This is a genomic window from Faecalibacterium taiwanense, assembly GCF_036632915.2.
GTDB classification, from domain to species: domain Bacteria; phylum Bacillota; class Clostridia; order Oscillospirales; family Ruminococcaceae; genus Faecalibacterium; species Faecalibacterium taiwanense.
In genome coordinates this window covers 2,604,421-2,618,128 of the sequence record NZ_CP155552.1, presented here as the reverse complement: position 1 = coordinate 2,618,128, position 13,708 = coordinate 2,604,421, and the positions used below count along the sequence as shown (strand labels likewise).

Sequence of the window (13,708 nt, the reverse complement as noted above, 5' to 3'; positions counted from 1 at the left end):
CATCGGCTCTTGCACCGGGCCGGAAAGCGTGGTAGGATACTATTGGTTAGTTAGACATAACTATCATAATTGGCCGTCACCCGTCTGCCCGCCCCGGGCAGCACAGGGAAGGAAATGATATTCAGGAGGTTTTCGAGATGAACGATCTGGAAATTGAATCTGTTGTAGGCCGCGAGATCCTGGACTCCCGCGGCAACCCCACCGTGGAAGCGGAGATCACTCTGGCCGACGGCACTGTGGCACGCGGCTGCGCACCTTCCGGCGCATCCACTGGTGAGTTTGAAGCTCTGGAGCTGCGGGACGGCGATAAGGGCCGCTATCTGGGCAAGGGCGTGACCAAGGCTGTTGAGAACATCAACACCGTCATTGCTGATGCTGTTGTGGGCATGGATGCCTCCGACATCTACGCCATCGACGCTGCCATGATCAAGGCCGACGGCACCAAAGATAAATCCAATCTGGGCGCAAACGCCATTCTGGCCGTGTCCATTGCCGCCTGCCGTGCAGCCGCTGCTTCTCTGGATATGCCGCTGTACCGCTTTCTGGGCGGTGTGAACGGCAACCGCCTGCCCGTGCCCATGATGAACATTCTGAACGGCGGCGCACACGCCACCAACACCGTGGATACGCAGGAGTTCATGATCATGCCGGTCGGCGCACCTTCCTTCAAGGAGGCACTGCGCTGGTGCGCGGAGGTATTCCACGCGCTGGCTTCCATCTTGAAGGCCAAGGGGCTGGCTACCTCCGTGGGCGATGAGGGCGGCTTTGCCCCCAACCTGTCCAGCGACGAGGAGACCATTGAGACCATTCTGGCCGCCATCGAAAAGGCTGGTTACGTGCCCGGCAAGGACTTCATGCTGGCTATGGATGCCGCGTCCTCCGAGTGGAAGAGCCCCAAGGGCAAGGGCTTCTACAAGCTGCCCAAGGCCGGCACCGAGTTCACCTCCAGCGAGCTGATCGCACACTGGAAGAGTCTGGTGGAAAAATACCCCATCATCTCCATCGAGGACGGCCTGGATGAAGAGGACTGGGAAGGCTGGCAGGAGATGACCCGCGAGTTGGGCGGCAAGGTCCAGCTGGTGGGCGACGACCTCTTTGTGACCAACACCGAGCGTCTGGCCAAGGGCATCGGGCTGGGTGCAGGCAACGCAATCCTGATCAAACTGAACCAGATCGGCTCTGTTTCCGAGACGCTGGAGGCCATCAAGATGGCCCACAAGGCCGGTTACACCGCCATCAGCTCTCACCGCTCCGGCGAGACCGAGGACACCACCATTGCCGATCTGGCCGTGGCGCTGAATACCTGCCAGATCAAGACCGGTGCTCCCAGCCGTACCGAGCGTGTTGCAAAGTACAACCAGCTGCTGCGCATTGAGGAGCAGCTGGGCGGCAGCGCCGTTTACCCCGGCATGGCAGCTTTCAACGTAAAGCGCTGAAGCTGTTGAAAACCAATTGATCTTCCGGCACCCGTACTGCTTTTGCAGCGGCACGGGTGCCGTTTTGTTTTCTCCCAATTTTTTCCTGCAATCCGCTGCTCTGCCCAGCCGTATTCAGTGCATGCCGGGCATTTTGGCCCGAAATTGCAAAAAAGGAGCAAAACATTCATGTTATCTACTCTGATCTCTCTGTACAAGCTGCTGGGCACCGGCGAGTTTGTAAAAGTGCTGCTGATCCTGCTGAAGGGGCTTTTCGGCTGATGCAAAGCCGCCCTTCTCACTGCGGAAACGGGACTGCCTTACCGGCGGTCTCTTTTTTTGCCTTCTCACTTTACTTTCTTAAAAAAATATGCCATAATGAAACCAGTATTTTTCGGTTTAAAAGCCGTGCCCTGTACTGGGAAATCAGGGCCAGAATCCAACAGAAGAGGGGTTTTTGTTATGAGCAAAACCATCATCCCGGCAAACTATACGCCTGCGCTGAACCTGTACGACACGCAGCGCGCCATTGGTACGGTCAAGCGTCTGTTTGCCGACACCCTGTGCGCCACACTGAACCTGTACCGCGTGTCTGCTCCGCTGTTTCTGGAAGCATCCACCGGTCTGAACGACGACCTGAACGGTGTCGAGCGCAAGGTCACCTTTGATATCAAGGAAAGCGGCATTGAGGCACAGGTGGTGCAGTCACTGGCAAAGTGGAAGCGCAAGGCCCTGAAGGACTACGATTTCCGTGTGGGCAAGGGCCTGTACTGCGATATGAACGCGATCCGCCGCGACGAAGATCTGGATAACCTGCACTCCATCTATGTGGACCAGTGGGACTGGGAAAAGGTGATCCGTCTGGAAGACCGCAACGAGGCTTACCTCAAGAGTGTGGTGCGCTCCATCGTGTCCGCTGTCTGCGCCACCGAGATGAACCTGCACGCCATGTTCCCCCAGCTGCAGGAGCTGCCGCTGCACAGCCCCAACGTCACCTTCATCACCACGCAGGAGCTGGAGGACCAGTACCCGGACCTGACCCCGAAGGAGCGTGAGAACGCCTTTGTGAAGGAGCACGGCACCACCTTCCTGATGAAGATCGGCGCTCCGCTGAAGAGCGGTAAGCCCCATGACGGCCGTGCCCCCGACTATGACGACTGGGATCTGAACGGCGATCTGCTGTTCTGGAACGACCCGCTGCAGTGCAGCTATGAGCTGAGCAGCATGGGCATCCGCGTCAGCCCTGAAAGCATGGACAAGCAGCTGACCATGGCTGGCTGCGACGACCGCCGCGCCCTGCCCTTCCACAAGGCCGTACTGAACGGTGAGCTGCCTTACTCCATCGGCGGCGGCATCGGCCAGAGCCGCCTGTGCATGCTGCTGCTGGGCAGCGCCCACATTGGCGAAGTGCAGGCCAGCGTCTGGGACGCAGCCACCCGCGAAGCCTGCGCCAAGGCAGGCATCCCGCTGCTGTAAGCAGGTTTTCCACACAAAGATTCAAAAGGCAGGGTACCACCTTCATGGTGGTACCCTGCCTTTGTTCGCTTTCTGCCTGTATCCGGGGAGAAATTGTTCGAGTCCTGTACCGCCCACCACGAAAAAAGTCCCCAGACCAAAGGTCTGGGGACTCGTGGTGGAGCATTGTCCACAGCACTCGAACCCAACACTTCCTCACGGGTGACCGTTTTGGCATCGTCCGTGAAGTTGAAATTGAGCACGACCCGGTCGTCAAAGACGTAGACCGAGTTGACAAAGGTATCTATGATCTGCCGCTGGTGTTCCGTGCTGCCCACGTCACCCTTGCGGAATTTTTCAAGCCAGAACCGAATCCACTCACGGGTCAGGACGGGCTTTGTCAGCTCTTCTTCCAGAATGCTGGTGTTCAGGGCTTCTTTCCGGGCTTCCAGCTCGTCCAGCCGCTGCTTTGTGGTCGGGGTCAGGATGCCCTGTTCAATGGCTTCCAGAAGGTTTGCGAGCCGTTTCTCCGTATCCCGGAGCTGCTCTTTCAGAACAGGCAGCCGGGTGTTCTCCTGCTGCTGGGCTTCCATGACCAAATCTATCAGCCGTTCGATGATTTCATCGCTGAAAATCACCTTAATGGCGGTATCCACCACGAACCGTTCCAGCGGCTCCTTGCGGATGGCTTTCAGGTCGCAGTGCGCCTTGCCGTGGCGTTTGGCGTTGCCGCACTTGTAATAATAGTAGGTGTTCCCCATGTGGCTGGTGCCGCTTTCGCCGCCCATCAGGGTGCCGCACTTGCCACAGAACAGCTTGGTGGTCAGCAGATAGCTCACATCCTCTTTTGCAGGCCGACCGTGGGCGATCCTGTTTTGCTCGAAACGCTGCTGCACCCGGTCGAACAAGTCCTGATCAACAATAGCCGGGATGCCGCCCGGCGTCACAATGTCCTTGTATCGGTATTCGCCGATGTAGCGGCGGTTGCGGAAGATCTGGAAGAAGCTGTTCTTCACGAACGGCTTCCCGGTGCGGGTACGCAGACCGCGCTCGTTCAGGGATGCTGCAATCTTCTCGGCCGGTTCGCCGTCGGCATACCGTCTGAAGATCTCCTGCACGATGGGAGCCGTCTCCGGGTCGATATGGTACAGCCTGTCCTCCTTGCCAATGGTGAAGCCCAGCGGCACCATACCGCCGTTGTACTTGCACTGGAGGGCGTTTTCGCGCTCACCGCGCGCCACTTTCAGGGCGAGCTCGGCGGAATAGTATTCCGCCATGCCAATCAGCATACTTTCCACCATAATTCCTTCAGGTCCCTGCGAGATGGGTTCCATGGCAGACACCAGATGGACACCGTTCTTTTCCAGCTGGTACTTGTAGTTCACGGCATCGTAGCGGTTCCGGGCAAAGCGGTCCAGTTTCCAGACCAGAACCACATCGAAGATTTTCTTTCCGCTATCCTTGATCATCCGCTGAAAGTCTGGGCGATCATCCGTTTTGGCAGAGTAGGCACGGTCAATGTAGGTGCCGACCACGGTGATGCCGTTCTTCTCGGCGTAGGCCTTGCAGTCGCGCAACTGTCCCTCAATGGACGCTTCTCGCTGGCTGTCGGATGAATAGCGGGCGTAGATTACGGCGGTCATGGTTGCACCTCCTTGGCGTGTATTCGACTTGCCTTTATAGTATCGGGTCAAGCGCAGCTTGTCAACAATCTGCGAGCAGAGTGAAATGCGAAAATTGCGAAACGCAGCGAAAAAGGTGAGAGCAAGAATCGTCCCGTGGCCACAAATTTTCAATTCTTGAAAATTCTTGCCCCTTTGGGACAGCTTCTTGTTGGGGCGTGCCTGCCCCAAACCCTGCTGGAACGAGTACGGCAAACTGGAATTTGACTAATCCTACATGTGCATCATATTACACTCATGTAATTATCCTCTACATAAACAGCTTTTCCATCAGCAAGCTTAATCTCATCTTTGCCGTTCGGTAATACTGTTGTTTCAGAACCATTCCAATGGGGGATAATAGGATTGTCAATAATATGTAATCCATCTGTTAAATTTCCCGCCGCATACATACTTCCTGCACTGATTCCGACATATATAAGTCCGTTTTTAATTGCATTATTAAGTATTCTATCAAAACCAGTTCTAGACATTTCACGACAAAGCACAGATACATCACCACCACTGACAAAAACAGCATCAAATTGGTTTAATTCTTCAAAAGTTAATAGCCTTGTAAGCATAAACGGGGTTGTAACATACGAAGAATAGGTTCTTTGATAGTCTTTTGAAAGAATTAATTCCAGATTGTACACTAATATATTTTCGTACTGAATTCCCATTAGAAAGAGTTCATGAAAACATATTGCAAGCGACTCTCTTGCACCATCTGTTTCAATGCCAGCTGTTGGAATATAAAGCACTTTCACATCCTTCGGACACTTTCCAATAATATCAAAGAATTTCTCTTTCATCTTATCGGTCAACCCTGCAGATGTAAGAAATAGATGTTTTCTATTCATATTCTTTTACCTCGTCAAACTCCGATTTACTGGGCTAAGCCGAGTATACCACACTCCACCATGAAAGAACACCCCGATATAGTGAAATTTTGCCATTTTTCTGCGTACGTGCGTACACGCTCCGCAGGGATTCTAAGGGGCTTGGCCCCTTGGCACACAGACTTTGGCACAAAGTCTAGTGTGTTACACCTTGTCAGAGGTGTACAGGCTCCCGGTACGCACGTACGCAGCGACTACCCCCAAACGCGCCATATAGGGGGACGACCAAGTTCGCACAAAGCGAACTTGATTCCTCAAAGCAAAAGGCAGGATACCACTATCATAGTGATACCCTGCCTTTGCTCGTTTACCGTTCCGAGTAGTCCCTCCGCAGAACCTCCGATAAACAAAAAACGTACCCGAACCCTTTCTCGTAAAGAATCGGGTTCGAGTACGAACTGTATGGTGGAGAATTAGGGACTCGAACCCCAGACCCCCTGCGTGTGATGCATGATGACTTTTCTGTTTTTAGAACGATGATTCGTTAAATAGGCTCGATTTGCTACAGATCTGCTACAAACGGTAGTTTTCATTCACCGCAATCTCGCACAAATTCAGAGGTCCTTTCTTCCAATCTGCTGCTGAACATTTCGCCATATTGCTCATATCCAACAAATACAGAACTCTCTACATCGCAAATCTGGTTTAGGCCAATCGCTTGTACTGCCTCCATAGCCGCTTCTCTCTGGCTCAAATGCCGCTTTCCAACAGTCAGGCAGTTTGCACCTTCCAGCGTGTTATACTGCTGGAACGCTCGATTAAAGTCCATCAGGTCATGCAGACGGATAGGTTGATTCGTCTCATTGTCCACCAACAGGCCCCAGTTTTCCCAATGGCGGTCAGTGTTGCCCACCAGATAATCCAGAATGTTCATCATATAGTATCCGTGAGCATCCAGTTCCAGAATTTTATCCAGCGTATTCCAATCACGGTTTGTGCAGTAGACATCATAGGCTGCATACGTCACAAGGCTATACCGCTGTGAAGTCATAATTTTGCTGATGGAAACTGGCTCGTTCTCAAACATCCCCTGCCCATACAGAACCTGATGGCAGTCAAAGCATCGGCAAATTTTACTTGCCAGCACTTCGCGCTCAACAGCGTTTCTTCCACCGCCTTTATAAAGGTAAAAGCCATCCTCTTTGTGCACCCACGCCTTGGGGTAGCATCCACCCGTGGACAAATCATCAGCCAGAAAATGGGCATTTGTTACAGTCTTCTGATGTCCACACAGTGCAATATCCACAAAGTCATTGCCCAGAGAATGCGTGTAAAGGTTGATCTCCTCGAACCGAACTGTCTCATTTTCTGCTTTTACCCAGAACACATCCAACAAAGATAAGCAATGGTAAGAAAGCGTAATCCAGGCACGTTCCCTATCCGTATTGCTCTGGGACACACCAATGCTATTCAAGATTTCCTTTGCATAAGTACGGTCGTACGGTATCAGTCTGGATGCACGCCAAGAATAGAAGCTGATCACATTATTGATTCGAGCGTCAAAGTCATTCGATTCTTTCAGCACTAGACCGTAGAGCATAAAATCTTCAAAATAAATTTTGCACTCACCAGCCGTGCTCACCTGTGCCACACATCTTTCCGTGTGCATGATATGATAGACTATTACCTCATTCATTACTTTCTTCCAGTTTCACACATCTATTTTTCTTGTATCATACCATTCCTGCTGTAACTTCTATATAGCAATATATTAGAATATATTCTATCTTTATTAATCTAAACCGATAGTATTCTTTTGAAGTTTTCATAAATATTACTGATCATATCAAAGTTCTTATAGAAGACTGATATTTCATCATAAGCATCCCGCAGAAGAGAAGGAACATACTTTTTCTTATTAACTCTCGTGTACGGGCCATCAGATTCTATTAAAAGCCGTTCTAAAGGCAACAAGTGATATTTTTCCGCATTACAACTATTTACCATGTTTGTGTTTATCGAAAAATAGCAACCTAAATCCACTAATTTCAACATATGGTCGCGATTTCCCGTATACCAATGCACAATTGCTTTTTGGGGATTGTATTTTGCCAAAATACGAATAGCATCTTCTTCTGCTCCCCTGATATGTATCGTCATCAACTTATTTTCCGAAGCGCAAAGCTCCACAATCTGTTCAAAAAATCTTAATTGAAGTTGTTTGTCCATATACGATTTCGCCGAATAATCTAATCCTACTTCGCCAATATAATTAGTCAACATTATAAGTCTCATAAAATCTTTTATATCATTTTCATCTAATGTCGACTCCTGCGGATGAAAGCCTATAGCAAACTTTAAATATTTTGTCTCTGTAATTTGATTTTTGCACGTCCAAAAAACACCAGGTGAATTTGTTACACAGATTGTATACTGTTTTAGTTCTGTAATATTTCTGGCCATCTCCAGATAGTTTTTATAATGATCCAAATGGAAATGTGTATCTATTAAGTTCATCATTACATATATGCTTCTATTTTCGAATCATCTGAAAAATATTCAATCAAATCATTCATACCTTGTTTATAGACTCGTTTAAATGCTTGAACTTCTTCAAAATCAAGTTTTCCCGTACAACGAATCAATCTTTCAATCTCTTTATCCGAAAAATTTTTGTATCTATGAATACTACTTAAAACCGCAAATAGATCTGCAGATTTGTTTTTATCCGCTTCTGCTTCAATGAATTCCGATGCCTTTCTGACCTCATTTTCTTTCGACTCAACATCTTGTAAAGAGCTCTTCCGAATAATACAAGGGTAACAAAATCCACAGTTTACAGGATATTCTCTAGAACCCACACGATTGTATCTAGCTACACATGGATGCGAGCATGAAATAGTATTTTTATAGCACCTTTTAAATGCATCTGTTTCGGAAACCATATTCACAATTTCTCGTTTGGTGTTAAAAGCAAAGAAATTAGAAATATGGTTTTGAATTCCAACACTTGCAATCAGCTCATTTAGTGAATTTAAAAAATAAGGGTGCGTTGTCCTAGTACTACAGGATCCTTTTCGGCCATTTGTAAGAGCCACATTTAAGCCAATGAATCCATTCTCAGGTATATACACCGGAACTTGTTTTCCCATGATGCCAGCAATAGAAACCGCCGCACATAAAAACAGTAAAGAACGTCCTCTAGAAGTATTTTCCACTCTGCACAACTGCTCATCCGTCTTAAATGGCGCTCTTGCTCCAGCGGTAAAGCCAAGAAAAACTGATTTTTGGGAAGGAAAGCATTCGTTGAAATTTTCACAGAATTGTTCTTGAATATAACGAAGCTTTGGATATTCATTATGCCCAACCAATACTGGAGAGTGTCCTTCTTGCAATAGTTTTATCGCACCGCAATATGAGTCCAGACCTCCAGAGAACAAGCTAACACAATCGCATCCAGATAAATCTATATATTTTCTATTTTTGTTCTTATGCGAACCGTATTCCGTAGTCGCCTGCCGAAAAGAAACCTTCCACTCATCTCCTGTCAAAAAAGAAAGAATCTTGCTCCATTGGATTTTACAATTATCCCATTTGTCCCGCTCTAAAACTGGAATAGAAACCTCTATTTTTCGTGTCCATGAATCCAAAAATAGACTTCTCGAAATCCTTTTATCTAAGGCAAACACACTAAGTCCTATTACAAATAAATCTTCGTAAATCGAATTCATTCTTTGCTGACCCAAATGATACCATATATTGGGCAATCCAGAATAGATAGTGCTTTTTGAGTCCCTGTTTAATGTAAGAATATAAGCGTCATTCCATTCAATGTCCGGGTCCGCATCGTTTTCTTTTTTTATCCAAAATTTCATTAGGCTGTCCCCCCATAAAAACGCGCACATACATCATATGCTTCGTTCAATGCCTCTTTAACAACATTTGCTGCACCGATGTCCTTAAGATTAATTTGCTTTATTTCCTTATCAGACAATGAATCATGTAGTGCATCAGCTATGTATGAATGCATTTCATCTAATATCTCAAATTTTTCGTTACTTGTACGACCTTTTCCTATTTTCTCTTCAAAATTCACATCGAAACTGATCTGCACAAATGAGGTAACCATTTCTCTTAACAAACTGTCCAAATCCACATTTCCCAATTGATCTACGGAATCTATTTGCAAATTATCAAGAGCCTGAGATAGTGAATCTGCCGCTAATGAATCTTCTAGCGAAGAGGAATTATTTGTAAATTGATAAAGTAGTTCATGCAATATTTCATTCGAAGATTTTCCAATTAAATCTGATCGACCAAAATCGATCAAACCTTGTTCTAAGCCCTGCTGTCTAATATCATAGGCAAACCCCAAAATATTACCAGCAGCGTTGGCAAATGATGTAGTGCCAACTGCAGCTCCAGAACTCATTGCCTCACCAAATTTCTGAATAGCGTTTACTCTTGAATCTGCATCCCGATTTCGTAAAAAAGATGATATAGCCCTTTTGGCATTACTCCATTCTGGTTTAGTCGGCGGAATATATCCTTTAGAAGTTCCCATTTTTTATTTTCCTTCTTTTTTTATTTCTTCTATAATCTTTTTTTCAAGTATCCCCGATTTTTCCCAAGTAGCAAGAAGATCATCTACCTTTTTTAAATCTGCTGCTCTCATTTCTCTAATCGCCGGTACACTTCCAAGCGTTATCTTTTTCGAATATCCTTCCAATGCATTACAGATTTTATCTCTATACGCCTCAAAATTCACAAACAAGCTTCTTATAATATAAAACTCAATTTCACCCTTCTTGATTTTAGGAGTGACGACCTCGAAAACCTTTGACTGATCAACCGCGTTCAAAGCCGCTATCTTCTCTACAATCTGAGGCATCAATCCGCGCGCTGCTCTTCCAATATGTTCCAGGACATCCTTTGCAGCTGCCGAAAGCGTTGAAATATCAACATCTGCCTTTTTTAGAGATTCCCTTGTCAAGTAGAAATACCGATCCAAACGTATTTTCTCCAAATGTTTTGGCTCAGATTCAACCCATTTAATTATCGAAGGAACATTCCATGCTTTAAATTTCTCATTTTCATTATCAGGCGATTCTATGCACTCAAGCATTGCTTTAAATTCTTCATTTTCCGTTGTAAATCTTTTATTCCACTCATTTAACTGTATAAACAAGTCATTATCCAGCTTTTGAAGAACAAGGAGTTTGGCCAATACTCGTGTGTCAAGAGCACCTTCATCAGTTCCAAAATACAATTCTGCCAATTTCTTTTTTGTTATATAGGTATTTAAAAATCGTTTTGTTTGTCTAGGATTACCTTTTAAATTTCCTGCAACAATGGCTTTTATTCCGGCAATAACATCTACTGTTTCTTCAAATTTTCTTTTATTCTCATCTCCAATAAAATCCATCGCCTTTTCCTTTATTTTCTGCACATCGATAACATCATCTGATATGAGAAGCTTTTCTTTTTTTATCTTTTCTAAAAAGCTTTAAACTGCTCCTTTGGGCAGTACTCTTGTACAACCAAGAACATCAAATAATTTTCTATATCTTTTGATGACAGTTCTGGTATATAAATTGGCAATTGAATAATTTTTTCGATATATTCTTTATCCAAATTCACTGTGTAATTTTCAATTGGTGGATACTTTTTTCTTATGGCATACTGAATAACATTTTCATCTGCTGCAATAATAAAAGTCATTTTTTCTACTGACAAGAAAAGTTTAATTGCCTCTAATGTCTCTATAATTCGATCTGGCTGGCACCTGTCCAAGTCATCGATTAAGACAATAATATTTTCAATTGCATCATCTTCAAGAGCCTTTTGGAATTCTTCTCTGAATTTTCTGACATTATTAACAACACTATTTTCATCATTTACTTCGTCAGTTTTAATATAATCATCCCGAATCGACTGAACAGCATTAGCTGTATTCTTAACACTCTCGCCAATTGCTTCAGCATTCGTAGAAATGCTGATCATAAAAGGCACTGGATTTCCCGTTGCAGCCGATGCAATCAGAGGTGCCCCTACCGATACGGCCTTCGTCGCAAGTTTAAATAAGTCAAGCTTTTTCAATAATTTCGATATGCCGTCTTTTACTTTAGAGGGAATGTCTTTGTGTTCTTTAATTTCACGCAAAAGTGCCTCCATCAAAGCCACTTTTGCATCTTCATATCCCTCAAACATCCAAGCATTAATATTAATACATAATGTTTTTTCCTTTTTCTGTGCTTTCTCATCAATTTTCTGTTTTATCAATTTAAGAAGGGTTGATTTTCCAGCACCCCAGACTCCAAATACTCCGATGGTTAATGGTTTGTAATTTGGATTCTGAGAAATGTCTGCAATGACGTTTGCATATGGTTCATAAAACAAGATATCTACTTCTGAAGCATTATCCAACCACATTTTCAAATTCCTCCAATATCTAATCACTCTTTGCACCGCTGCTGGCAATACTCTTGAATGCCCCTAGAATAGAAGCTGATCACACGAGCATCAAAGTCATTCGCTTCTTTCAGTACCAGACCGTAGGGCATGAAATCTTCAAAATAAATTTTACACTCACCAACTGTACTCACATGTGCTACACATCTTTCCGTGTGCATAATGTACGCCCATCGCCTCCACCACCTTATTTGACTGATGCACGTTTTCTTTTCTACCATTGTACCTTCTTTTATGTTCCAAAACAAGATGTAAAAAGCTCTTGGCCTCTTTATTAAAGGCCAAGAGCTTTTTGCTTGCCGCTGAACTTCGACTTTGAAAATCGTGTTCAGCTTAATTTTCAATCATCTACGCTTTGCGCTTCAGATAATTCTTCCCAGTCTTCTGGATTTCCGCATCTACGGAGACACTCATGCCCGCCATCGACTGCACACAATCCGCAAGAACAGAATTTGAAATCATGCACAGAGTATGCAAAGTCATGAAACATATAAAATAGGAAAAGCGTCAAAAATCATCTTGGCCAGCGCTCTTTTCTGGACATGAGTGGCGCGAATGGTACATGAGGATGCGTCTGGTACCAGTAAGCTGTGGTAGCGACATCATCCTGACGTTCAAAAAGACCTCCGTGGCTGACACCAATCTGCTGCAGAGTTACCTTAAGGTCCTTCTCAAAAAGGATAGGATCAAGAAGGTGCCAGCGGTAGAAGCTGCGTTGTGGCATCTGATCATCATTGTGGTAATCATTATGAAGGAAGGTATCGTGGCTAGAGTAGTAAGGATAGCCAAGATACGGAGTACAGTACTGATTTTCAACGGTTTGGCCATTTTGCTGTGTTGCAAAGCTCCAGGCACCGCCGAAGTAATCTTCTGTTCCCGTTCCGCAAATGGTTGGATAATCCTTGTCTCCATCGATGTAGAATTTCATCTCACCCTCTCCGTACCAGTAGCGTTCGAGGCTGGTAAGCGCAAGATAAGTTCCAACGTACTGGCCTTTCCCTTTGATGTTGTCGAGGACAACGTAGTCTTTTGCCTTTTCCGTTATGCGCTGACGACGCCACTGGGCATGGAAATAGGCAGCATCCTCCGGAACCGTTGTCAGGCAATAGTCGATCTGATAAAAGAAGGCCGGAATCGGCTCATCACACTGATTTTCAATGGTAATACGGGCGTTTTTACGGAACGGCATCGGGAAATAGCTGTTGAAACCACGGGTCGGATTGACAGCAATCGGGACTGAGTTTACCTGGTAGGAAACACCGAAGCCGCAGCAGAAGAAATCGCCAAGCGGGCATTCAACGGATGGAAATTCTTCATCGTCCCAGTACATGCGCAGAACAAGATCCCGCAGAACATAACGGTTACGTTCACTGGTACGGTCTGTAACGGTGATCCAGATGTGCTGAATCATGCCTTCTCCCTGGATCTCACCAAGTGTTACGGTCTCTCCTGCTTCTATTTTCGGGATACACGGGGAACCTTTTCTGGACGGACCAAGATCGCTGGATGCCATGCCGCCTTTTCCTTTTTCTCCGTTCCGGTTTTCCCAGTTGATGGAACGGGACTGTCCGTTTTTCAGCCGGAAAATATTCTGTAAACCACAATCAAACATCATATATTCCTCCTACTCACAAATGAGCAACTGTCTTTTATGTTGAATTGAATTCATTCAAACAATTCCGCTTAACAGGTACAGTCTCCACCCATGTTCCAGTTGATTCCTTGAAGGGGATTGCTTGCAAAGTTGTTATTATTGTACACTTTTATTTGTATAAAAGCAATGTGCCACTGCCATAAATCTTTAGCACCACACTCATGAATGCATAAGGAACAATGTACGATATCTGTCTTACCGTTACTGCAT

Annotated in this window: 10 protein-coding genes and 1 pseudogene; 2 read left to right on the top strand and 9 right to left on the bottom strand. The window is 45.7% G+C overall.

The genetic code is table 11. The annotated features are described in order from the left end of the window. Positions 1-137 precede the first annotated feature (137 nt). A complete protein-coding gene (gene eno / locus PXT33_RS12930; RefSeq protein WP_097781302.1) occupies positions 138-1,436 on the top strand; it encodes a phosphopyruvate hydratase in 1,299 nt (432 codons plus the stop codon). Positions 1,437-1,877: 441 nt separating this feature from the next. Then, complete coding sequence (gene asnA / locus PXT33_RS12925) at positions 1,878-2,891, top strand: aspartate--ammonia ligase (protein ID WP_005942692.1); 1,014 nt, start codon at positions 1,878-1,880, stop codon at positions 2,889-2,891. Positions 2,892-3,580: 689 nt separating this feature from the next. On the opposite strand, the pseudogene PXT33_RS14860 reads toward asnA, so the two are convergent. From PXT33_RS14860 to PXT33_RS12880, 9 genes and pseudogenes are all read right to left on the bottom strand, one after another. Continuing rightward, a pseudogene (locus PXT33_RS14860) lies at positions 3,581-4,513 on the bottom strand (recombinase family protein); the annotation flags it as partial. 263 nt (positions 4,514-4,776) lie between these two features. Further along, positions 4,777-5,394 carry a Type 1 glutamine amidotransferase-like domain-containing protein gene (locus PXT33_RS12915; RefSeq protein WP_332376741.1) on the bottom strand — a complete coding sequence of 206 codons (618 nt, stop codon included), beginning with the start codon at positions 5,392-5,394 and terminating at the stop codon, positions 4,777-4,779. A gap of 568 nt (positions 5,395-5,962) precedes the next feature. Continuing rightward, complete coding sequence (locus tag PXT33_RS12910; protein ID WP_332376740.1) at positions 5,963-7,069, bottom strand: hypothetical protein; 1,107 nt, start codon at positions 7,067-7,069, stop codon at positions 5,963-5,965. 101 nt (positions 7,070-7,170) lie between these two features. Next, on the bottom strand, positions 7,171-7,893 hold the full coding sequence (locus PXT33_RS12905) for a TatD family hydrolase (RefSeq protein ID WP_113621481.1): 723 nt from the start codon (positions 7,891-7,893) through the stop codon (positions 7,171-7,173). Next, positions 7,893-9,248 carry a Qat anti-phage system QueC-like protein QatC gene (gene qatC / locus PXT33_RS12900; protein ID WP_147323026.1) on the bottom strand — a complete coding sequence of 452 codons (1,356 nt, stop codon included), beginning with the start codon at positions 9,246-9,248 and terminating at the stop codon, positions 7,893-7,895. Before qatC ends, PXT33_RS12905 begins: the two co-directional genes overlap by 1 nt. Then, positions 9,248-9,937 (bottom strand): hypothetical protein, encoded by a 690-nt coding sequence (locus PXT33_RS12895; protein ID WP_113621483.1) that lies wholly within the window; start codon positions 9,935-9,937, stop codon positions 9,248-9,250. Before PXT33_RS12895 ends, qatC begins: the two co-directional genes overlap by 1 nt. 3 nt (positions 9,938-9,940) lie before the next feature. Beyond that, positions 9,941-10,822, bottom strand: coding sequence for a hypothetical protein (locus tag PXT33_RS12890; protein WP_347070368.1), 882 nt, complete (start codon positions 10,820-10,822; stop codon positions 9,941-9,943). A gap of 47 nt (positions 10,823-10,869) precedes the next feature. Further along, positions 10,870-11,805, bottom strand: coding sequence for a P-loop NTPase fold protein (locus PXT33_RS12885; RefSeq protein WP_347070367.1), 936 nt, complete (start codon positions 11,803-11,805; stop codon positions 10,870-10,872). 553 nt (positions 11,806-12,358) lie between these two features. Continuing rightward, positions 12,359-13,459, bottom strand: a complete 1,101-nt coding sequence (locus PXT33_RS12880) for a glycoside hydrolase family 172 protein (RefSeq protein WP_005934096.1) — start codon at positions 13,457-13,459, stop codon at positions 12,359-12,361. Positions 13,460-13,708: the final 249 nt, after the last annotated feature.

Coding starts and splice junctions, on each gene's coding strand:
- eno (WP_097781302.1), top strand. CDS start 138: ATGAACGATCTGGAAATTGAATCTGTTGTAGGCCGCGAGATCCTGGAC.
- asnA (WP_005942692.1), top strand. CDS start 1,878: ATGAGCAAAACCATCATCCCGGCAAACTATACGCCTGCGCTGAACCTG.
- PXT33_RS12915 (WP_332376741.1), bottom strand. CDS start 5,394: ATGAATAGAAAACATCTATTTCTTACATCTGCAGGGTTGACCGATAAG.
- PXT33_RS12910 (WP_332376740.1), bottom strand. CDS start 7,069: ATGAATGAGGTAATAGTCTATCATATCATGCACACGGAAAGATGTGTG.
- PXT33_RS12905 (WP_113621481.1), bottom strand. CDS start 7,893: ATGATGAACTTAATAGATACACATTTCCATTTGGATCATTATAAAAAC.
- qatC (WP_147323026.1), bottom strand. CDS start 9,248: ATGAAATTTTGGATAAAAAAAGAAAACGATGCGGACCCGGACATTGAA.
- PXT33_RS12895 (WP_113621483.1), bottom strand. CDS start 9,937: ATGGGAACTTCTAAAGGATATATTCCGCCGACTAAACCAGAATGGAGT.
- PXT33_RS12885 (WP_347070367.1), bottom strand. CDS start 11,805: ATGTGGTTGGATAATGCTTCAGAAGTAGATATCTTGTTTTATGAACCA.
- PXT33_RS12880 (WP_005934096.1), bottom strand. CDS start 13,459: ATGATGTTTGATTGTGGTTTACAGAATATTTTCCGGCTGAAAAACGGA.